This window comes from Nitrospira tepida, assembly GCF_947241125.1.
GTDB lineage: Bacteria > Nitrospirota > Nitrospiria > Nitrospirales > Nitrospiraceae > Nitrospira_G > Nitrospira_G tepida.
In genome coordinates this window covers 70761-92261 of record NZ_OX365700.1, presented here as the reverse complement: position 1 = coordinate 92261, position 21501 = coordinate 70761, and the positions used below count along the sequence as shown (strand labels likewise).

Here is a 21501-nt window from a genome sequence, read left to right as displayed (position 1 = left end):
CTGGCGGTGCTAGCGCGCAAGGCGGGAGGGAGCGGATGGCTGGCTTATACTTGGAGAGCCTTCACTCCTCCCAGAAGCACTTCTCCCACTCGACGGTCTTGTCCCACCATTGTTTGTGGCGCTTCACATCGTGCAACGCCGACGGGGTGACCTGATAACAATATCCCAGATGGCATCGGCGGCTTCGGGGCTGATCCCTCCGTCGCGCTGTTCCAACATGTCCATCGGTCGATTCATCGCAAGATAGGACCTGTCCACATCATTCCGACCGTAGAGGCTCCGCATCAACGCCACCTGCCCAATATAGGGATCGAACGTTCCCGGTTCGGCCTTGGCCTGTGCCGTTCCCTGTTGCAGCAGGATAAATCCGGTCAATTGGTCCAGCCAACCTTCCGACCAGACCGCCATGGCGATCGCCGCCCAGAGCATGGCTGTGGCGAACAGAAGGGACAGGAACAAGACCCACTTTCTTTGCGAGCTGATCGCCTGTGCCATGACTCCCCCTTTACGGGATGACCTTGATCCGACTGCCGGCATCCGCATCGTTCCGGTGGAGTGGACAGAAAAAGCGATAGATCATCGTGTCTCCTTGGGAACCGACCACATCGTCCGCCAGGCGGTCTCTGTCCACTTCAACCAACAGGGTTTCCTCCGACGCAATGGTGATGCGAAGGGGCCTGGCCGACATGATGCCGCCTTCTTCAAACGACTCGAACAGCCCCGGAGCCTCGAAGACATGGGTTCGAGGAGACGGATTCTCAAGCCGGAAGCTGAGGGGTTCCGTCAAATCCTGCTGCCGGGAGATGAGGACTTCGCGTGGAAACCACACGGCCTGCGCGCCATCGACATCGCGCACCACAAAGTGCAACTCCTTGGCCAGGCTGAGAGTCGGTTGGCCCAGCATGCCAACTCCGAGGGTCAACCCAAATCCTACGCCAAGCAAGAGACCCAGCCATGCGACCCTGACGTGATGGAGGAACGGCCGCCGGCCCAGCTCTCCACGGTCTGCGCCCGCCTGTCTGATCCGGATGACTTCGTGCGCTTCAGACCGCCGGACCGGTTCACACATGAGTCCTCCTGTTTGAGCCGGTCCTCGACGCCTGTTCACGGCACGACCCGGATCGTTCCCCCGGCATGCGCGTCTCCCTTGTGCAACGGACAAAAAAACGGAAACTCCTCCACCCTCGCCGACACGGTCCCGCCTGTGGCAAATTGCGCCGTGCTGATCTGGACGCGAACCTCATCCTCAGGCATCACCGTCACCCGCAAGGGTCTCGTCATCAGATTGCCGTTGGCGCCCATCGTTTCCTCAAAGAGTCCATAGGCCGCGAAGGCATGGGTGCGGTAGGTGGGATTCTTCAAGACCAACACCAGCCCGTCCTGCAGCTCCGTGCCGCGGTGAACCACCACCTCTTGAGGCACCCAGGCGGCTCGCTTCTCGCCACGTTCTTCGGCGATAAAGTGGATCTCCACGGCCCAGGCCACGTTGACTAACGCCACGGTGCCGGCCAGAACCGCCAGCGCCGGCCCGCCGAGGAACCGTTGTCGCCGCGATCTTCTCATGTTATCCCATCCCCTGATTCAGCACACGGCGTGATCGGGCCCATCCGCTCTTGTTCCGTCGTTTCCATGAAATGCCGCAGCCCCGGCCTGGCTTCCACAATCAAGCCGGCCGGGGCTGCGACGGTCCACTCTCCACCCTCTCAAGCGTCCAACTCATCCCCCTCCAGGGACGCCGGAGGTTTCAACGACCAGCAACTCGCCGCGCACTTCCGGGTGAATATCGCACCAGATCGTGTGGTACTGCGTATAGGCTTCATTTCCGCCGTACAGCCCGTCGCGCTGCACGTCCGACGGCTTGGTGAACGTGAGCGTCATCACCTGTCCCGGATCAAGGTGGAAGCTCCTGATCTTCTTCCCCTTGACCTCCTTGCCTTGCCCTTCCAGTTTCACCGGGAGATTCTGGAACAGATGGGACGTAAACCCGTGCGTGACCGAATCTTCGTTCCGAACGGTGATCTTCATCAACGACCCGGCCATGGCCGTCCCCTTCAACAGCTCATACCCATGGTCTCGGTCCTTGATGACGATGGTCAACTCTTGAACCGGCGCGGCCATCCCAGGGGCCTGGGCATCCGCCTTCCCGGTTCCCAGCCCCGGCAGCGTCAGCGCCGCCAGCGCGAGGGGCACCGCCAACATTGTTTTGGGGCATCCTCTCATTCTCATGGTGTCTCCCTCCTCCGCGGATGCGTTCCGCATCCGTTCCTCTTCAATGTGCATATCCTGTGCGTCGCTTTGCTCCTCGATCAATCTCGAACCGGTCGTTCCCCAGCCCCTCACCTCCTTCCCTGCGACGGATATCAGATCGGCCCGACGGACTGATGCTTGATGTACCCGTCGAGGTGACTGAAGGCAACATGACAGGCCGCCGACGTCACCCTCTTGCCCTGATCATTCCCACGCTCCATCGCGTCCATCCCTTCACCGCGGCCTTCCGTTCTCGACATGCTTGCCATTGCCTCAGCTCCTGCGAATGCGCTGTGCGAAACCCTTGCCACAGTGAATCCCCAGTAATTTCGGCATGTATCCGGAGAACCAGGCTCGAACCTGGGGAGAAACGCAACAATGTCGCGTTATGTCCTAGGGCAGGAAGGTACAAATGACGGTTCGAGCACCAAGAGCTTGAGCCCGCACACTACAGACACTACAGTTTGTCCAACAGGGTAAGAGAACTCATGCTCTTGCCGCTGGTTTGCTGAAATGCCGCAGCCCCGGCCGGGCTTCTTGAAACACGGGCGCCGACCGGGGCTGCAGCGGACTCTCGACAAATCTCGTCTCAATCAAGCGGAGAACTTATCCCGCTCCTGGCACACCCAACGTTTCAACGACCAGCAACTCACCACGCACTTCGGGGTGAATGTCGCACCAGATGGTATGGTACTGCGTATAGGCTTCGTTCCCTCCGTACAGTCCCGCGGGCTCGATGGCCGACGGCTTGGTGAAGGTGAGCGTCATGACCTGTCCTGGGTCAAGGTGAAAGCTCTTGACCTTCTTTCCCGCGACCTCCTTGCCCTGACCGTCCATCTTCACCGTGATCCCGTCAAAGAGACGCGAGGCGAACCCATGCGTGACCGAGTCCTCGTTACGAACGGTGATCTTCATCAGCGACCCCGCCATAGCCGTCCCCTTCAACAGCTCATACCCATGGTCTCGGTCCTTGATCACGATGGTCAACTCTTGAACCGGAGGGGCCATCCCGGGCGCCTGGGCATCGGCGCGCCCCGGCCCTGTTCCCGGCAGCATCACGACCGCCGCCAGCGCGAGGGGGACTGCCAACATGGTCTTATGGCATCCTCTCATTCTCATGGGAACTCTCCTTCCTCTCCGGATGCTTGCGGCATCCGCTCCTCTTACCATTACAAGTGGCTGTCCTGTTCCTTCTTCGCCGTTTCACTCACTTACCTCCTTCATCCCCCAACTTGCCGACCCGCCCTTCACCTCCTTCCTCCGACGGAGACCTCGCCGGACCGACACGCTATCTGCTCACTGAGAATAAGCCGCGGCGACGACTTGTCATCGGCGGCACCCTCTCGCGATAAGTTGATCTACCAGCCGATCGGCCGCTCCCGCCTCACTCCCGTTCTCGAGATGCTCGCGTGTGCGCATGATCCGATTCATCCATGCTCAGAGCATAATCAGCCGTTCATCTCCCAGCAATGAGATGGACACACCATTTTTGCGATGAGGTGGTCGCACCAGTCGGCATGCTCTCTTGGACCTTTGTCGCGTTCCATCCGTTGCACATGGAAGAGCCAGGGAGATGACCTGGCCGGAGCGTGAAGGCGGTCTCCAGGTAAGAATAATTGGTCGAGAGTTCACCCCCTACACGGGGGACAGTCCGGTATAGTGTTGTGAGGGTGTGGTCATGGCGGAAGAGATGCTGATTAGAATATCGGCGTTCCTCGGAGTGCTGGGGCTGATGGCATTTGGGGAGGTGCTCATCCCCCGGCGTCACCTGACCACCTCAAAGGCGCGACGGTGGGTCGCCAACCTCTCCATCGTGGTCATAGACGCCGCCGCCGTCCGCCTATTGTTCACTGCCGGCGCGGTCGGGGCATCCATGCTGGCTGCGGAGCGACACTGGGGCGTTCTGAACCATCTCAGTTGGCCGAACTGGTTGGAACTAGTGCTGGCCGTCGTCGCACTGGATCTTGTTCTGTATCTGCAGCACGTGATGTTCCACGCCGTCCCCCTGCTCTGGCGCGTCCACATGATGCATCACGCCGACCTGGACTGCGATGTCACCACAGGGCTCCGGTTCCATCCCGTTGAGGTGGTCCTGTCGATGCTCATCAAGGTCTCCGCGATTGCGGTCCTGGGCCCATCGCCCCAGGCCGTACTGAGCTTCGAGGTGCTGCTCAATGCCACCGCCATGTTCAACCACAGTAACGTACGACTCCCGGCCACGATGGACCGATGCCTTCGCTGGATCGTCGTGACCCCCGACATGCATCGCATTCACCATTCGATCCTGCCACGAGAGACCAATACGAATTTCGGGTTCAACCTCCCGTGGTGGGATCGGCTGCTGGGAACCTATCGGCTTCAGCCGAACGATGGTCACGAGCGGATGACACTCGGCCTGACACAGTTCAGGGACCCAGCCCGTTTGACACTCACGGGAATGCTCCTGCTTCCCTTTACGGGAAGGCCGGGTGACTATCCGTTGAGCCATGATCGATGACGGCGATGTGGGAGCCCTGGATGACCTGTCAGCACGGCCTGTGAGCCGCGTACGCAGGAAACGAACCAATGAGGTGACGTATGAAGCTTCTCATGATTCTTCATGATGCCCCCTATGGCTCCGAGAAGGTGTACAACGCTTTGCGCCTTGCGATGAAGTTGCAGCAGGAGCATGCCGAAGGAGAGATCCGCGTCTTTCTGATGGCGGACGCCGTCACTGCGGCCATGCCGGCGCAGATCACGCCGCAGGGGTACTACAACGTCGAACGGATGCTCAAAGCGGTGATGGGCAAGCAGGGGGAAGTGAGAGCCTGCGGCACCTGCGTAGAGGCTCGTGGACTGGAACAGGTGGCCCTGATCGAAGGCATCGAGGTCGGCACGATGAGCCAGTTGGCACAGTGGGTGGTGGATTCCGACAAAGTGCTTACATTCTGACGCGACGTTCACGGGAGGGTCGTTGACGGTAGAGGGGTGCCGGTGTCGTTCCTATGACAAAGACTCAGCCGAACGCCTTTCATGGTTCAGCGGGAACCGCGGATCCCTCGATTGCCCCATCGGGTGCTTCATCTCGATCCCTCGTGGAATAGGGCAAGAGCCACTGCCACCGAACGGGCGATTGCGGGCGATCGGGCTGCCTTATGTATAATAATAACAAGCCAGACTCGATGCCCGTGAGGAAGTATGGATCGCTCGGTTATGACGATGCTGTCTCGCACCGCCGACGGCGCCATGCTGGTGGATGAAGGCGGCAGGGTGATCCTGTGGAACAAGGCCGCCGAGCGATTGTTGGGATTTCGCGCTCAGGACGTGATCGGGCGACCCTGCCGTGAGGTCCTGTGCGGGGAAACATTGGGCGGCCAACCGCTGTGTTCGGCCTCCTGCGCAATGGGCCGCAAGCTCGCCGGCGGTGGCGGGGTGCGCAACTACGATATGCAGACCCATGCGAAGTCCGGCCGTGTCGTCTGGATCAATATCAGTTCGCTTCCCGTGCCTTCTCGGAAGAAGGGCCGGTTTCTGGCGATGCATCTGTTTCGAGACATCACGAAGCAGATCAAAATACGCCGGCTCGCCGAGGAGCTCCATGTCCTGCTGTCGCCCCCTGGGGGCAAGCCGGTTTCTGAAACCACAAAGAGACGGTCAACTTCGAGGGAGACTGGCGAGCTTCCGGCTATTTGGAGCGCCTTACCGTTGAGCAACCGGGAGAAGGAGGTGCTGCGTCTGCTCGCGGCTGGGAAGCCCTCCAAAGACATCGCGGACACGCTCTTTATCAGCCCCGTAACCGTACGGAACCATATCCAGCACATTCTCGAAAAGCTTGGAGCGCATACGCGTCTCCAGGCCCTCGCCCTCGCATTTCCTCCTGGTGCGTCACCTGCTCTCAAGTAAGCTCCGGACGGGCTGACAGCCGTTCTCTCTCGGTGAGTTCGGGCCTCGCTCTCCATCCCGGCCAGGATTATCCCGGAACGCCTCCTGCTCAGTTCGCTGTGTCAGCGACCTTGAAACAGGATCGCCTTGCTCGCCCTGGTGAGACCAACCCACCTCCAAAATGATGCCGCCATCTCATTGTTCGAGGGCATCGGGGGTGACTACGGTAAAGGTGGAAATGGATCACGGGCCAGAGATTGGCCAGGGCCATTCAGCGGATGCCGTGATGAGCACGGGGAGCGGAGGACAGGATGTGGGTGGCAGCGAGCATGAAGAGAACAATGGCCATCCTCGTGGGGATGACCGGCTTCATGGTCGTCCTCATTGGAGGACCGGTCGTGGTTTCTTCTACGGATGGCGATTGGCTCAATGCGATGATGAATGCCGTCCTCGTTGAGCAACTGAACCAGGGGCCGTTCTGGGGAACCTATGCGCCATATGTGGCTCAAGTGGAAGAAGTCCGGGCGCATTTTCGGAGAGGGGATATCGAGGCCACCTATGACTATGAGGGATGAATCACTTTATGGACATGCTCGAGCAACGCGAGAACGGGATCCAGAAGCCAGTGCTGATTGGCTCTTTGATTACTGCTACGCCGTGACGCCGGCCAGGTACCATGATGTCTCGCGTCACATCGAGAGGTTCAAGGAGCATCAGTTCGGCGGGCCGGTTCGTCCGGTGGGGTGAGCCTGTAGGAACGGTCAAGCGAACGGCCAATGGGGAAGGGAAGAGAATGCACCGACAGAGGGAAGAGGCGGGTCATGACACGGATGCTGATGAACTGGCTGGGAGGGCTGGTAGTACTGACCGCCACGGCGGGAGCGATAGCGTCGACATCGGCCTCCCTCCATCAGGCCGACAACGATTGGATCGACGCCATCACGAACGCCGTGTTGATCGAACGGCGGGGTGGAGGCGGTTATCCAGGCGTCAGGTGGGAACCCTATCTCGGTCAGCTTCAGGTGGTCCGAACCCACTTCGAACGGAGGGATGTCGAGGCGACGTACAAGGCGATGAACCGGTTCATGGACATGTTGGAAGCCAGGGAGAATGGCGTGCCGGCAGCGACAGCGGACTGGCTCTTCGACTTTTGCTACGTCGTGGTGCCGGCCCAGTACCACGACGTGTCGCGACACATTGAGAAATTCAAACGAGACCAGTTCGGGACATCCGACGGTCTCTTCAGGCAGTTTGTTCTGACCGCCTTCAGAAAGGAGGTGTGCCATGAGAACGATGGGAAACATTCCGTTGACAGCAACGTGCTGGTCAACGGCGTTAATGCTTGGTGTGCTGGTAGGCGGGGGAATGGCCGTGAGTGACGCGGCCACGGCGGGAAAGGGACTCCCGGAACTGACGATCGAAGTGTCCATCAAGAAGATGGAGTTCCATGTCACCGGCTACGGGCGAGAGGGGAATCCGACCGCCATCGTGGTCCGCAATGAAGACGGGGTCACGCATGGATTTTACTCCCCCTTGTTCAAGGACACACCGGTCCACCTTGAAGGCGATGGGTATCAGGTCGCGGGGAAGGATGGCCCGGCGTTCCGTGTGGACCCGGGGAAGACCATGACGCTCCATTTCACGAAGGGATCAGCGGAAGCCCCTCTCACGATGATGAGCCCGCTGGTGCGTCACGTCATCTGGTGCGACATGCACCCGGATGTGAAGGGGGAGCTGTTCATCATCGAGCGCCGAGGTTGAGGGTTAGTACGTGGAGTCAACAGTCCGTCAGAGAGGGGAGGTGATGACGTGAAGATCCTGTCGGAGGGCAGGAACGGATGGTGATGAGAAGTTCAGCCGTGAGCAGTTCATGTTTCGAGACAAGGAGGTCCATCATGAAAATCAGAGGACACACCACCCCAGTATTAGCCGTTCCCCTCGCGCTGGCGGCGGTAACGCTGCTCGGCATGGGAGCGAGAGAGGCGTTTGCACAAGCCCCGGGCATGGGGGCGCCGCCGTCGAAGGTGGAAATCACGATCAAGGATCGGCAGCACGGGTATGAAACTATGGGACTCACGATGCCGTCACATGAGACGACGATCGTGGTCCGCAACCTGAATACGGTGACCCATGGGTTCGCGTCAAGACTGTTCAAGGACCTCCCGGTCCGGATGGAGGGCGGGACGGAAGTGCGCGGGAAGAACTTCACGTCGTTCCATGTCGAGCCGGGAAAGACCCTGACGCTGCACTTTGCAACCGCGCCGTCGAATTTCGATCCAGCGACGGGCGGAGCGGAGAGCATTCGCCATGCGCTGTGGTGTGACATTCACCCCGAAGTCAAAGGGGAGCTGTATGTCATCGAAACCAGAGGAGAAATCGGCGGCGGCTGAGGGGGTCTTCTAGCCTGGAGGCATGTCGCATGCGAGCTGGTTCACCAATAGCCGGCCTGGTTGGGCTGGCGTTCGTGGCCTTGTCCGGCGCTCTGGGGTGCTGGAACCCGGCCAGGGCCACGGAGTTTCACTTTGTGGTGCAGGAGATCGGAGACAAGCGGGCCCTGTGGGTGCCGCAGGAGGTGGTGATTCACCGGAGCACGGAGATGCAGGACGGGTTGGTGTTTGTGCTGGATAATCCGACGGATCGCACCCATGCGTTTGCCGCCTACGGATTGTTCGAAGAAACGATGGGTGCGGGCGGAGAACTCACAAGGAAGCCGTTACGGATCAACGTGACCCAGGAAGATACAGTGAGGGTACAAATCAGCACAGTGCAGTTCGCATCGCCGGGAGGCGCGATCGACGGCATGAGAGGCGAGGAGCAGTTCCCGTTCTTTTGTCCGCTCCATAAGGGAGACGCCCACGCAGGGGGAACGATCCGGGTGGTGCCGTAGCGGCTGATCAGATGTTCCTCCTTGCAGAAGACCCTGGAGAGACCGAAGGGAGAGCATTTGCGGCCATGAGTACAGTCGCCAACCGATTCGTAGTGGCGAGGGTTCTGCCCCTCGTGCTGACCTGGTGCCTGGCAGCCAGCCAGGGCGCCCATGGCGGTGAGTTCCACTTCACGGTGCAGGATTTGCCGGACAACAGCGCGGCCTGGCTGCCTGACCAGGTGGTCATTCACCGGGAAACGGACTTGAGAGGGGGATTACTCTTCATCCTGGAGAACCCGACGGCCCGCACGCATGTGTTTTTTGTCGAGGGCCTTGAGGAACAGATGGTCGATGAAAATGGAGTGCTGAATGTCAGGCCCTTGCGGGTCACGATCGCGCCCGAGGAAACCATTCGGGCAGTGATCGCCACGGAGCCGTTCCAAGAAGTTCACTCAGACCGCGAAACAGAGTTTCGATTCTTCTGCCCCTTGCATAGAGGGGATCGTGATCCGGGCGGAACGATCCGGATCGTTCATCTTGGGGGGACGATCCGGATGGTCCCGTAGTCGAAACAGCGGTCTTCACGCGAGACGGAGGAGCCGGGTCCATCAGAGCGCAGGCCTGTGAGAGAAGAAAAGAGAGGGGGAATGAACCATGGACCGGATTGTTTGCCAGAGATCGCTCATCGCAGCCCTGGCGCCTGGTTTCCTTGGAGCGATATTGCTCCTGACGCCGCTCAAGTCGGGAGCCAGTCCTGCAAGCACGGCAGGCTGGGTGGATCAACTGACCGGCTTTGTCGTCGTCCAGCGAGGAATCGCCCAGGCCAAGGATGAGCCAGGATCGTTCGATCCCTACATCGGCCAGGTCACCCTGGTGCGGAGTCTGTATGACCGAGGTGACTGGAACGGCTCCTACATGGCCATGAACCGCCTCATGGACATGTTGGAAGTCCGAGAAGGGGACATCAATCCCAAGGCCGCCGATGCGATTTGGGATTACTGCTACGAGGTGACCCCACCGTCCTTGCATGACGTCAAACGACATAAGGAATGGTGGGACAAGCGCGTGGATTGGGAGCAGTTCTTCTGGGAGGAGTGAACAGAACGAACGGCACAGTGAGTCAGACACAATCATTCCGAGGTGCAACGATGAAACACGGCACTCACATAAGCATGACGGCGATGGCGCTGGTTGCGGGACTCGCCTGCGTGCTGGCACCGATGGCTGTACAGGCAGATTCGCGCCCCTTCACCTGGATTGACGACATCCACGGCGCCATCATCTTCTACAAGGGGGACGCCTATTACAAGAAGGAATATCCGAGAGCCGATTGGGATCTCTACCTCGACCAGGTACGGCTGGTACAGACAACGTACGCGGCAGGGGACATCCATGCGACCTATCTGGCCATGAATCGGTTCATGGACATGTTGGAGGCTCGTGAGGGAGGGATTCCCGGCGTGGCGGCGAATGAGCTGTTCAACTTTTGCAATCTCGTGACCCCCGCACAGTTCCATGACGTGGAACGACATAGCGGACCGCCCAAAACTGAACAGCCCCGAGCGCCTGAAGGCGTCCGGTGGCCGGGCTAACTCTGGAATTGCCCGAGCATGATTCAAGAGGGAGCAGCGGCGAGAGGCAGGGCACGAGGCACGCAACCGGGCTGGTCCACATGTCGCCGCTCGGATCAGAGCCATGGCGGCGACAAGGTTCACCAAGGTACTCCGCTGGCGGTCTGGCGGTCGCCGCGCCTCAAGGCTCTCATGAAATTACGGGACCGGCTCCAGCAGGAGCTTTCACGGCTAGCGGTTGCTGCGGCGGCCGAGGCGAAGGAGCAGAACGAACAGCAAGTACGTCGTGAGTAGCTGAAAGCCGAGTCCGGGCTATTCGCTGCGAACTGTTCGCGGACAACGACCATGAAACAGCTCACCGCCATGCTGGGACGGGCGGCTGAGGGCGCCATGGTGGTGGACCAGGACGGGAAGGTGGCGTTCTGGAATCGAGTCGCTCAACGCTTGCTGGGGTTCAACGCCCAGGAGGTCATGGGCCGTCCCTGCTGTGAGATCATTCGCGGTGAGACGCTGAACGGTCAACCCCTGTGCTCGCCGACCTGCCCGATCGCGAGCCGCATCCGAAGCGGCGGCGGGGTCAGACAGTTCGACATGCAGACACGAACGAAGGACGGCCGCCTCCTCTGGTTGAACGTGAGCACGCTGCCGGTCCCCTCCCGCAAACCGAACGTCTTTTGGATCGCCCATTTGTTTCGAGATATCACCAACCAAGTGCGGGCCCGACACTTGGTACAGGAGCTGCAAGTCGTGCTCGGATCTCCCGGATCGCCCGTAGCGGAAATCCGGCCGGACTCGCCGCCGGACATCCCGGCAACCCTCCCGCTCACCGAACGGGAGCGGGAAGTCCTTCGTTTGGTAGCCACCGGCGCCACATCCGCGCGCATCGCCGAGACCCTGAGCATTAGTCCCAAGACCGTGCGCAATCACATCCAACACATCCTTGCAAAACTGGGCGCCCACAGCCGGCTCCAGGCCCTCGCGATCGCCTTTCCTCCGGGGACCGGCTCGCTGCCATGCCGACTAGCGCGCACCAGTCCGCCCACCGCTCCCTGACTTCCGCGGCAACGCCTTCTCGATCAACTGAGGCCGTCGCCCCAGGCACAAAATGAGGCCACCTGCTCATTGTGCGCGACCATGCCAGACCATATGGTGGAGTTGCGAACACGACTCGGCGGGTCTTGAACGGGAGGCACGGGAAAGGAGGTGAGCGTCAGCAGTCGGTGGTGCCGTGCACACTCACCCGCTCAGGATCGTCGGTGTGCGAGAACGGAGATCCGGTGAGATAGGAGGACGGGCCATGAGGAAATGGAAAGACATAGGCTATGCGGCAGGCCTTGCCGTCGTCTTCCTTGTCGGCTTATTCGCCGGCGAGACGGCACAGGCAGGCGAGATTCGATGGGTGGCCTCGGAGATGATGCCTCCAAGGTGGGCGATCTGGCAGCCCAACCAGGTGATGATGGACGACGAGGACTTGAAGGGCGGGCTCACGTTTATCTTGGAGAATCCCACGAAGGAAGAGCACGCGTTCGCTGTCCGAGGCATGTTTGAGATGACGGCGGAAAAAAGCACGGAAGCGCTGGCGCCCGGGGAGGAAGCCGGAATGGTCTACCACTTGAAGCCCATTCGTGTCAGCGTGCCTCCGGGTGAGACCAAGCGCATCATCGTGAGCACGGCGCAGTTCGAGGGGGCCCGCGTGAGTGGCCCGGGATTGCTGTTCCGCGTCTGGTGTCCGCTGCACAAGGATTGGCATCTGGGCGGGCACATCTATTTCGTTGGGTCGCGGTGAAGCGGCGGAGATAGGCGCGGGGTTGTTCAGCGGTTAGCCCCGCCTCGCGGCGCGAAACGCGGGCTTCGGCCTCCTCCACGTTTCGCGCCTGTCCTTCCCAACCTTCCTGTTCGGGAAGGCGGCCGGAACCGAGCGTGGAGACTGACACGAAACGGAGGGCTGAACCATGAAGCCGACATTCAATCAGGCGATGTGGCGAGCTGGCCTCGTAGCCGCGATCCTCCTCCTTCCGGTGAGCGGCGAATCAGGGTCTGTGGTGCCGCGGGACGGATGGCTTGAGGAGTTGACGGGGTTCGTGGTGGCCCAGCAGGGGGCTGCGCTCGTCAATGGGGAATCCACGAGGTTTGAGATCTATCTCGACCAACTCCACGTCGTGCGTCACGCCTACGAGAATGGTGATCAGGAGAGAACCTACGCGGCCATGAACCGCTTCATGGACATGCTGGAATCCAGAGACGGCGGGATCAGCGCCAAGGTCGCGGACGCGATCTGGGATTACTGTTACCAGGTGACGCCGCCGGCCTTGCACGACGTCAAGCGCCACAAGCAGTGGTGGGACAAGACCGTCAACTGGGACGAATTCTTCTGGGGCGATGGGTAAGCCATGCTCTGAGGTATTTTGCGACAGTCACGACGTGACTCATGATCTAAAACACCCCAAACGGGCTCGCAACAGACTCCTTTCCTCAAATCCGCTGCATCAAAGTACTTGTGATACCAGGTGGTTCCGAACGGCCAAGCGGGAAGGGTACAGGCACATCCCATGCTTCTCTCTCACAACAGAGAGGGCAAAGGAGCGACCATGTTGACGACGGAAGCCAGCGGGACCGAGCGCGCGCAGCGAGAACGTCCTGATCGGTGTGATCGATGCGGCGGGCTCCTGGTTTGGGAGGAGTTCGAGGAAGGGGCCGGCTTGGCCGAGGGCTGGCGTTGCGTGATCTGCGGGGAACGGCTGGATCCGATTATCGTGAAGAACAGGATGGAGCAGGCCGGCAAGCGGGGCCGTGGCGGCAATCCCAGCGGGTGCGCGGGCTTCGGATGGAAGTGCGTCACGCATCCTCAACAGAGGTCAGGACCATGAAGGGAGACGTGAAGGCGACCACGCCTGAGGCGACGGCTAGCTCGGAAGCTGTCCGGCGGGAGTTTTCACCCGGGCTTGCCGGTGTGCCCGCCGCCAGGTCCTCCATCAGCTTCGTGAATGGCGAGACTGGTCTGCTGGAATATCGCGGGATTCGAATCGAAGAATTGGCGGAACACAGTTCCTTTCTGGAGACGACCTACCTGCTGCTCTACGATCGCCTGCCGGATCAGACGGAACTCGATCGGTTCACATCCGATGTGACCCAGCACCGGCGCATCAAGTATCGGATCACGGATCTCATCAAGTGTTTGCCGGAACAGGGCCATCCCATGGATGCGCTGCAGGCGGCCGTGGCGGCTCTTGGGATGTTTTATCCGGCCAGGCACGTCTTGGATCCTCAGGTGCAATACTGGTCGGCCGTCCGGCTGATCGCCAAGATGCCCACGATTGTGGCCGCATACCATCGGCTCCGGCGCGGTGACGAGCAGGTTCAGCCCCGCGATGATTTGGACCATGCCGGCAACTTTCTCTACATGCTGACTGAAACGGTCCCGGACCCTCTGATCGCGAAGATGCTCGACACCTGCCTCATCCTTCATGCTGAACATACGATGAACGCGTCCACCTTCAGCGGCATGGTGACCGCCTCCACTCTGGCCGATCCTTACACCGTGGTCTCCTCGGCCATCGGCACCTTGAAAGGACCGTTACACGGCGGAGCCGCTCAAGAGACCGTGGACATGTTGGAAGAGATCGGATCCGTGGACCATGTCCGGCCGTACATCATGCAGAGGCTGGCCGCGAAGCAGAAGCTCATGGGCTTCGGACACCGCATTTACAAGGTGAAAGATCCGAGAGCCATCATTCTCCAAAAGCTGGCGCAGCGGCTCCTGGCAGAATCCTGGCGCTCCCCCCTCTATAAGCTCGCAGAAGAGGTCGAGCGTGTGGGGGAGGAGTTGCTGGCTGGGAAGGGCATCCACGCCAACGTGGATTTCTACTCCGGCGTGCTCTACAAGACGATGGGTCTTGATGAAGACTTCTTTACCTGTGTGTTTGCGATGGCCCGCGTGAGCGGTTGGTTGGCCCATTGGCTGGAGCAGATCAAGGACAATAAGCTCTTCCGCCCGGACCAGATTTATGACGGCCCGCATGGCCGAGGCTATGTCCCGATCGAGCGCCGGCCGGGAGGGCGGGGGTGAGATGATCACGGCTCCGAGGATCGCGTTGATCCTGGGGAGATGAAACGGCAGACAACATGACAACGCGAGCCCTTGGCGCCTGCATCCCATCTGGCTCATCCGAAGGTGGGAGCAAGGGGCGACATGATCGGCTGATAGCGCGACTGTCGGCACGTTGTCGATTCTTAAAGATGCACAAACGCGGGAGGGCATCATGATGAAGGCAGACGACCAAACAGACATGAAGCCCGAAAAGAAGAGTGAAGAGACATCACCGTACGAAAAGCCCAGCCATTGTCTGCTTTGCGGGCAGATGGGACCGGCCCTCTTGTATGGACATTGGATTTGCGACCATTGCAAGAACCTGATCCAGGCAGAGGCTCTGGCGAAGAGGCGACAGATCGTGAAAGAGGGTGGTGGTCCTTCCGGTCTGTAGGGAAGCAATGGTCCGACGGTCGGAGCGCGATCACGATGGCGACAGTCACGAGCCGCGAGATGATGCACGCACCCGTCCTCGACGACGCGCCTGATGCCGCGCTTCGCCGGCCGTCCGGCAGCGGTTTGAGATTTTCGCTCATCCATCTTTCGGGGCGTCGCCGAGGGGAGACGCAGTTCTTCCAACGCGCGCCGGTGACATTCGGCAGCGCCCCCGGCGTCGATGTATCTTTTCCCGCAAATGGCGAGTGCCCGGTTGCGCCTCTGCAAGCCGAGATGTTCCAGGCGAATTGCGAGATGCGGCTGCGCAACTGCGATCCGGCAGCACGGACATTGGTGAATCGCGAAGCGGTTGAGGAAATCATTCTTCGTGACAGGGACGTGATTCAACTGGGGCCGAACGGCCCCACCCTCCGGTTCCGCATCCGCCCCGAAGAATATACGCTTTGCAAGCAGCTCAAGGAGATTCTGCAAGATGCCCGCGACGTCGCTTCCGCTGGACGTGCTGACGGACGCGTGACCCTCCGGTCTTTCGTCGGCCAACTCGCCTTTGAGATCGTGCGGAATGCCACCCTGGCGACGCAAGTGGTCGTGGTCGGCTTGCTCGTGATGCTCATCGCGGCCATCGGAGGGCTGGCCTACTATAACTACCTCACGCAACAGGCTCATGAACGCCATATCGCCTCGTTGTTGAGGGAGCTTGAGCTGTCTCGCATCTCTTTGGCCGAATTGGAGCAGAACAGCGCAGACGAACGGAGGCGGCTGACCGAGACCTTGGCGATCCATGAGACGGAAGAACAACGTTTAATGGTGATGGTGGAGGAACAGCGCAAGAAAGGCGCTTCATCGGAAGCACTCGAGGCGTTGACCCTACGTCTGAGAACGTTGGAGGCTGAACGGAACAATGCCGAACTGTTGATCACACGGTTCGGCCCGTCAACCTGCCTCTTGTACATTGCCTACGGCTTTGTCGAAAAGGGCGACAAAGAGGAGGCGCCCCATACCCTGTTGGAGTACACCGGCACCGGCTTTCTGATCGATGCGGAGGGGCGTATCGTGACCAATCGGCACCTCGCCGAGCCCTGGTCCATGGATCCGAAAGGAACGGCGGAGATGCTCCAAGCCGGTCTCGAGCCGCGCCTGGTGATCATGCGTGCCTATTTCCCCGGCCGGGCGCAGGCCTATGACGTCACCGTCCTGAAGCTCTCTGAGCAAGGAGATGTGGCGCTGGCCCAGCTCACTCCGGAGCCCAGGGGCATGACGCCGGTTCCCCTGGAGAAGCCATCGCCTCAGGCAGTCCCTGGCGAAGCGGTCGTCGTTGTTGGCTACCCCTCAGGTCTGGAAGGGATCTTGGCGAGGCTGGATGAACACGCTGCCACCGAGCTTTTGAAAGGAGCCGAGCGCAATTTGCAGAAGCTGATGCAAGACCTGGCCGACCGAGGGCTTGTCAGACCGCTGACCACGCAAGGCCACGTGAGCGATGCCGTGCCGAATCGCATTATCCATGATGCCCAGACCACGAGTGGCGGCAGTGGGAGTCCGATCTTCAACAGCCAAGGAGAACTCATTGCCGTCCATTCATCCATCATGACCCGATTCGGCGCGGTCGGCTCCGGCGTGCCGGCCGCCAGGGTCGATGAATTACTTCACTCGGACAGTTGAGTGGTCCCAATCTGAGGCAGCTATGTCGGAGCCTTCGGATCAGCAGTCTCCGGAGATTCTCATCCACATCCAAGCTGCCGAGCAGAGCGTGGACGGCATGGTCCAGGCGGCGCAGCAGGAAGCGACGGCCCTTCTCGCGAGGGCGAGGGCCCAGGTTGAAACCCTGTTACTGGAGACACGTCGCTCTCTTGAGCGGAAGAAGGCGGAGGCCGAGGCGAAGAGCATCGCGGAGGCAGCACGTGAGGCTGAACAACTGCTCACGGAGATACGGGCAAAGGCAGGCAATCTGAAGGCCCGGTGCATGGGCAGCATGGACGAGGCGGTCGAACTGGTGCTTGAGCGGATTCTGCCGAGCTCAAAGGGAGCCGCGGACGACTCGCTTCAGGATGGCCCCGAGAGCCGGTTACAGGCTGATGAATGATTGAGCCAATGGCAAAGGTACGAGTGGCCTCTCCCCGGACGCTTATCGACCGAGTCACCTCGACGCTCCAGGAGGTTGGCGTCCTGCATATCGAGTCGACCCCATTGGAAGCGGCTCAGGTTCCCCTTCGGCCGCAGATGATGGATGAAGCCGCCCGACGGCGACGAGCTGAACTGGAACGATTGCGCGAAGACGTGCGCCGCCTGCTTCTGCTCCTTCCGGAGATTCCGGCGGATGAGCGAATGATCGCACGCCCCACTCGACATCCGGAACTGACGGAAGACGGCCTCACCCGCCTCGCCGGTCTGGTCCGGGAGATCGGTCGTCATGTTGATGACCTTGCGACCAGGCTGAAGACAAGTGAGGAAGAGCTGGCACTCCTGTCCAAATACGAGAGGGCCTTGGCGGGGCTGGCTCCGTTCTTACGGTTCATCCAGGACAGCGAGGAATTAGACCACCTCGGCGTGACGCTCGATGAGCGCGAAGGTTCCGGCGCTCTCCTGCCGCTCCTGCGCGAAATGATGGCCAAGATCACGGACAATCGTTATGAGCTGTTCCATACACGGATAGACGCACGTTCCCTTGTGGTGCTGCTGATGTTTCCAAGGGTGCATAGCGCCAGAGTTCGCAATCTGTTGTGGGAAGAAGGCATCGCCGAACTGCGGCTGCCCGTCTCCGTCGCGGATAAACCCCTGGGAGAGGCCATGCGCCTGCTCCTTCAGAAAAAGACGGACCTTCCCCGCGAGGCGGACCGTTATCGCCGGGAGCTGAAAGCCGTGGCGTTCCAGCGGCGTCAGGAATTGGCGGAGTACTACGATGCGATTGTGTGCGGTCTCGAACATATTGAAGTGAGCCTGTATTTCTATCACACCGAGATGGCTCTCCTGATCTATGGCTGGGTCCCATGCGAGATGCTCACCGCCTTGCGTCTCAGGATCGAAGACGAATTCGGCGGCAAGGTTGTATTGGAAGCATGTCCGGTTGCTCCCAAGGAATGGGCGACTGTTCCGGTGACACTGCGGAACCCGGTCGTTGCCCGGCCGTTCGAGACATTGACCCGGGTCGTGGCCTTGCCACGGTACGGGAGCATCGATCCGACCCCCTATATGGCGGTGTGTGTTCCCCTGTTCTACGGCGTGATCCTCGGCGATGTCGGCTATGGGCTGCTCTTGCTTGTCGCCGCAGCCATGGTTCGCCGACGGCACCGTTCCCATCCGCTCGTTCGCGACCTTTCGACCATCTTCCTGTGGGCTTCGGGCTCGGCCATCTTGTTCGGTTTCCTGTTCGGGGAGCTGTTTGGGGAACTGGGCGGGTCCGTCGGTCTGCATCCGGTGCTGAACCGCATGCAGGCGTTCCTGCCTCTTCTCTCCCTATCCATCGGAATCGGCACGGCGCATGTGGTGTTAGGGCTTGCGCTGGGTGCGCACTCGGCCTGGCGGCATGGGAACCGGCAGGAGTGTCTGACGAAGTGCGGCGGCATGGTGCTGGTGCTGTCATTCATCTCTCTCATCGCAAGCGCCGCCGGACTCGTGCCGCGCGAGTGGATGGCGGCCGAGGTCGTCGGACTCCTGTGCGCGCTGCTGATCATCTTTATCTTCGGAAGGGGCCGCGGGGTCATGGAACTGCATAACCTCGTCAATGTGCTCTCCTACCTGCGTCTGATGGGGATCGGTGTCGCGTCGGCCGCGCTCGCCTTTGCCGCCAACAAGCTGGGCGGCCTGGTGGGCAACGTCTTCGTGGGCATCGTCGTCGCGGGAGCACTCCACGGGATCAATGTCGTCTTCGGCATCCTCTCGCCGACCATCCAATCGCTCCGGCTCCATTATGTGGAATTTTTCGAAAACTTCTTTGCGCCTGGCGGCAGGCCGTACAAGCCTTTTCGGCATTTCCACGCGACCCCGCCCGTTCGAGGGTGAGGGAGGGGGGGGACAACCATGGAGGGGGAATCATGACAGAGATCGGACTCGTCGCCATCGGTGCGGGCCTGGCGATCGGACTGGCCGCGCTGGCTACCGCGTTGGCGCAGGCTAAGATTGGTGCAGCGGCGATTGGCGCCATTTTGGAGAAGCCCGAGACTTTCGGGACGATGTTGATATTACTCGTCATCCCGGAAACCTTGGTCATCTTCGGCTTCACCGTGGCCATTCTGATTCTCTTCGCGCTGAAGTGAGTCTCACGATGCCGTACGACAGGCTCATCGAGGCGCTGTTGGAAGAGGGACGAGCCAAACGCGACGCGATCCTGCATCAGGCTCAGGTGGAAGCCGAGCGGCTCCTGTCTGACGCGAAGCGGGAATGCGACGCTTTGGCCTCTGAGGTCGATCTCATCATTCGTCGAGACCTTTCTGCCCGGCGGGCCGCACTGCTGGCCCGCGCCGCGCTGGCCGGCCGCCAGATCGTGCTGCAGGCCAAGCGAGAGATCTTGGATGCCGTGTGGCGACACGCCGGCGAGAAAGCCCTGTCGCTCGCCGGCGATGCTCGGACGCGAGTCCTCAGGGCCCTGCTGGCGGAAGTGCTGGCCGCATCCCCTTCTCAATCGCCTCGCGTGCTCGTTGACAATCGGGAGCGGCCATTCCTTGAGGAGAGTCTGAAACAACGAGGCCTCGCAGTGGAAGAGCGGCATCAGGATGCGCTCCTACTGGGGATCGCGCTTGAGGCGAACGGCGAGGTGCTCACGAACTCCTTTGCGGCGCGCCTCGCGAAGGCTAAGCCGGCCCTGACAATCGAACTGAACCGACTGTTGTTCAGAGAAGGGTAAGGCCGAGGCTCAGGTTGAGGTTAGCCCGGTCGTGGGCGAATCCTTCGTCTTAACCTCAGCCTTAACCCGCATTATTCATGAACGCTTCTGCTGCCTTGGCCCATTGCAACAGAGGAGCAACGGGCGCCCCGATTCGCCGCTGCGACAGAGCCTACATGAGAAGTCGAAGGCAAAGTATCTCTCCGCCGCGATGTGATCGGACGCGGCGGCTCAAGCGAAGCTTGGTATGGCGGGCGTGCTCGCCGCTCAGGTCCGGCCGCCTCACCAACTCGGCGGCGCGCACAGACATGGCGCTCTTTATTCATCGCGCCGTGCGCCCCTCGACGTACTGTTTCAAGTACGCCTTGGTCCTTCGCGGCTGTGCTTGGGGGTACCCATTGCTCTTTTTCATTGCAATGGGTCCAACGCTTGGCGAGTGCCGGGTACCCGTTGCGCTTCCAATGCAACGGGTGGAACGCGACGAATCGTCATGAATAATGCGGGCTAAGAGATTGGACGACAAATGGACGACTATGCCTACACCAATGCGAGGATCCGCGCCATGGAGGGCCGCCTCCTCCGCCGGGACCAGTATGCGTCTTTGCTGGAGCAGGCGACCCTTGATGCCCTGATCAATGCCCTGAAGAGTTTGCCGTATGCGCGCGCGCTGGAGCCCATCCTCGCCACGCTCGATCGCGCCCAGGGCCTCCGGACGATCGGTTATCTCGATGAGGCTCTGCGACGAGACCTTGTGGAGACCCTCGGCATCCTTCGGCGCTTCTTCTCCGATCGATCGCGTGAATTGCTCGACGCGCTCCTCCTCCGATGGGACGTCTACAATCTGAAAACCGTCCTGCGCGGCAAACGGGCGGCGGCGCCGGTCGAGGAGGTCTTGGCCATGACGTTTCCGGTGGGGGTCCTCGACGACATCGCCGTGGCCGAACTTGCGCGAGCGCCGACCATGCAAGCCGTGGCTCACTTGCTGGAGCTGTGGCGGCTTCCGCTCGCTCGTCCAGTTCGATCGGGGCTGAACCAACTTGGGGAGGCCGACGACCTGCAACCGCTTGAGTCTGAACTCGACCGATTTACGTTTATGCGCTCATGCCGACTCGCGGTTGACGGAGATGATCATGACCGAGCCGTCAGGAGTTATCTCGTGTTTCTCGCGGATAAGGCGAACCTTCTGACGGCGCTCCGCTACCTGGCTGAACGTCGCGCTCTTTTGTCGATAGAGGCCGGCCGCCATTTCCTTGAGGCAGGGGGCCGGTTCACCCGAACTCAGTATGAGGCGGTCATCGGCGCGCCCGATCTGCGCGAGGGACTCAACCGCCTTGCCGCCACCTCCTATGGATGGCTGGCCGACCTGTTTCGAGCCAGGGACTCCGTATCTCCCCCGCTCGTCGAGAGAGAATTGGACCGTGCGGCCGTCCGCCACGCCGTCGGCCTCTCTCGGCCAGACCCGTTGGGCATTGGCCCGGCGATCGTCTACCTTGAACGGAAGACGAACGAGATCCGCAACCTCCGGATGATCCTGCGAGGGAAGGCTGCGGGAATGCAACCGGAGCAAGTCGAGGAATGGCTGATCGTCTGAAGCAGAAGGTTGAGGCTAAGGTCAAGGCTCAGGTGAGGCATTCAAGCTCAGACTCAGCCTCAACCT

27 protein-coding genes are annotated in these 21501 nt (G+C 60.6%); 22 read left to right on the top strand and 5 right to left on the bottom strand.

The window, feature by feature from the left end:
* Positions 1-123: 123 nt before the first annotated feature.
* From QWI75_RS00430 to QWI75_RS00410, 5 genes are all read right to left on the bottom strand, one after another.
* Entirely contained in the window at positions 124-495 is a 372-nt protein-coding gene (locus QWI75_RS00430) for a hypothetical protein (RefSeq protein WP_289266707.1), read from the bottom strand.
* Between the two features lie 10 nt (positions 496-505).
* Complete coding sequence (locus QWI75_RS00425; RefSeq protein WP_289266706.1) at positions 506-1069, bottom strand: hypothetical protein; 564 nt, start codon at positions 1067-1069, stop codon at positions 506-508.
* A gap of 35 nt (positions 1070-1104) precedes the next feature.
* Positions 1105-1563, bottom strand: coding sequence for a hypothetical protein (locus tag QWI75_RS00420; RefSeq protein ID WP_289266705.1), 459 nt, complete (start codon positions 1561-1563; stop codon positions 1105-1107).
* A 153-nt stretch (positions 1564-1716) separates the two neighbouring features.
* Positions 1717-2226 (bottom strand): cupredoxin domain-containing protein, encoded by a 510-nt coding sequence (locus QWI75_RS00415; RefSeq protein WP_289266704.1) that lies wholly within the window; start codon positions 2224-2226, stop codon positions 1717-1719.
* Between the two features lie 627 nt (positions 2227-2853).
* Positions 2854-3366: a cupredoxin domain-containing protein gene (locus tag QWI75_RS00410; RefSeq protein WP_289266703.1), complete on the bottom strand. Its 513-nt coding sequence runs from the start codon at positions 3364-3366 to the stop codon at positions 2854-2856.
* Positions 3367-3937: 571 nt separating this feature from the next.
* Here QWI75_RS00410 and QWI75_RS00405 point away from each other — a divergent pair.
* The 22 genes from QWI75_RS00405 (at position 3938) to QWI75_RS00300 (ending at position 21435) form a co-directional block, all read left to right on the top strand.
* Positions 3938-4744, top strand: a complete 807-nt coding sequence (locus QWI75_RS00405; protein WP_289266702.1) for a sterol desaturase family protein — start codon at positions 3938-3940, stop codon at positions 4742-4744.
* Between the two features lie 80 nt (positions 4745-4824).
* Positions 4825-5178, top strand: coding sequence for a DsrE/DsrF/TusD sulfur relay family protein (locus QWI75_RS00400; RefSeq protein WP_289266701.1), 354 nt, complete (start codon positions 4825-4827; stop codon positions 5176-5178).
* Between the two features lie 261 nt (positions 5179-5439).
* Complete coding sequence (locus QWI75_RS00395) at positions 5440-6129, top strand: PAS and helix-turn-helix domain-containing protein (protein ID WP_289266700.1); 690 nt, start codon at positions 5440-5442, stop codon at positions 6127-6129.
* Positions 6130-6437: 308 nt separating this feature from the next.
* Positions 6438-6683 (top strand): hypothetical protein, encoded by a 246-nt coding sequence (locus QWI75_RS00390; protein WP_289266699.1) that lies wholly within the window; start codon positions 6438-6440, stop codon positions 6681-6683.
* Positions 6684-6929: 246 nt separating this feature from the next.
* Positions 6930-7487: a hypothetical protein gene (locus tag QWI75_RS00385; protein ID WP_289266698.1), complete on the top strand. Its 558-nt coding sequence runs from the start codon at positions 6930-6932 to the stop codon at positions 7485-7487.
* Positions 7480-7869, top strand: coding sequence for a hypothetical protein (locus QWI75_RS00380; RefSeq protein ID WP_289266697.1), 390 nt, complete (start codon positions 7480-7482; stop codon positions 7867-7869). Before QWI75_RS00385 ends, QWI75_RS00380 begins: the two co-directional genes overlap by 8 nt.
* Before the next feature lie 134 nt (positions 7870-8003).
* On the top strand, positions 8004-8498 hold the full coding sequence (locus QWI75_RS00375; RefSeq protein WP_289266696.1) for a cupredoxin domain-containing protein: 495 nt from the start codon (positions 8004-8006) through the stop codon (positions 8496-8498).
* A 29-nt stretch (positions 8499-8527) separates the two neighbouring features.
* Positions 8528-8995 carry a hypothetical protein gene (locus QWI75_RS00370; protein WP_289266695.1) on the top strand — a complete coding sequence of 156 codons (468 nt, stop codon included), beginning with the start codon at positions 8528-8530 and terminating at the stop codon, positions 8993-8995.
* 65 nt (positions 8996-9060) lie between these two features.
* Positions 9061-9540: a hypothetical protein gene (locus tag QWI75_RS00365; RefSeq protein ID WP_289266694.1), complete on the top strand. Its 480-nt coding sequence runs from the start codon at positions 9061-9063 to the stop codon at positions 9538-9540.
* Positions 9541-9628: 88 nt separating this feature from the next.
* Positions 9629-10072, top strand: a complete 444-nt coding sequence (locus tag QWI75_RS00360; protein WP_289266693.1) for a hypothetical protein — start codon at positions 9629-9631, stop codon at positions 10070-10072.
* 50 nt (positions 10073-10122) lie between these two features.
* Positions 10123-10566, top strand: coding sequence for a hypothetical protein (locus QWI75_RS00355; RefSeq protein WP_289266692.1), 444 nt, complete (start codon positions 10123-10125; stop codon positions 10564-10566).
* A gap of 324 nt (positions 10567-10890) precedes the next feature.
* Complete coding sequence (locus QWI75_RS00350; RefSeq protein WP_289266691.1) at positions 10891-11598, top strand: helix-turn-helix transcriptional regulator; 708 nt, start codon at positions 10891-10893, stop codon at positions 11596-11598.
* A 244-nt stretch (positions 11599-11842) separates the two neighbouring features.
* Positions 11843-12331: a hypothetical protein gene (locus QWI75_RS00345; protein ID WP_289266690.1), complete on the top strand. Its 489-nt coding sequence runs from the start codon at positions 11843-11845 to the stop codon at positions 12329-12331.
* Between the two features lie 166 nt (positions 12332-12497).
* Positions 12498-12932, top strand: a complete 435-nt coding sequence (locus QWI75_RS00340; protein WP_289266689.1) for a hypothetical protein — start codon at positions 12498-12500, stop codon at positions 12930-12932.
* Positions 12933-13133: 201 nt separating this feature from the next.
* A complete protein-coding gene (locus QWI75_RS00335) occupies positions 13134-13412 on the top strand; it encodes a hypothetical protein (RefSeq protein ID WP_289266688.1) in 279 nt (92 codons plus the stop codon).
* Positions 13409-14611 (top strand): citrate synthase, encoded by a 1203-nt coding sequence (locus tag QWI75_RS00330; RefSeq protein ID WP_289266687.1) that lies wholly within the window; start codon positions 13409-13411, stop codon positions 14609-14611. Before QWI75_RS00335 ends, QWI75_RS00330 begins: the two co-directional genes overlap by 4 nt.
* A 474-nt stretch (positions 14612-15085) precedes the next feature.
* The gene (locus QWI75_RS00325; protein WP_289266686.1) at positions 15086-16687 is read left to right on the top strand and encodes a trypsin-like peptidase domain-containing protein; all 1602 of its coding nucleotides are present in this window, start codon (positions 15086-15088) and stop codon (positions 16685-16687) included.
* Positions 16688-16709: 22 nt separating this feature from the next.
* Positions 16710-17108, top strand: coding sequence for a hypothetical protein (locus QWI75_RS00320; RefSeq protein ID WP_289266685.1), 399 nt, complete (start codon positions 16710-16712; stop codon positions 17106-17108).
* Between the two features lie 8 nt (positions 17109-17116).
* The gene (locus QWI75_RS00315) at positions 17117-19024 is read left to right on the top strand and encodes a V-type ATP synthase subunit I (protein ID WP_289266684.1); all 1908 of its coding nucleotides are present in this window, start codon (positions 17117-17119) and stop codon (positions 19022-19024) included.
* A gap of 32 nt (positions 19025-19056) precedes the next feature.
* Complete coding sequence (locus tag QWI75_RS00310) at positions 19057-19278, top strand: ATP synthase subunit C-like protein (protein WP_289266683.1); 222 nt, start codon at positions 19057-19059, stop codon at positions 19276-19278.
* 8 nt (positions 19279-19286) lie between these two features.
* Complete coding sequence (locus QWI75_RS00305; protein WP_289266682.1) at positions 19287-19865, top strand: V-type ATP synthase subunit E; 579 nt, start codon at positions 19287-19289, stop codon at positions 19863-19865.
* A gap of 502 nt (positions 19866-20367) precedes the next feature.
* Positions 20368-21435 carry a V-type ATPase subunit gene (locus tag QWI75_RS00300; protein ID WP_289266681.1) on the top strand — a complete coding sequence of 356 codons (1068 nt, stop codon included), beginning with the start codon at positions 20368-20370 and terminating at the stop codon, positions 21433-21435.
* Positions 21436-21501: the final 66 nt, after the last annotated feature.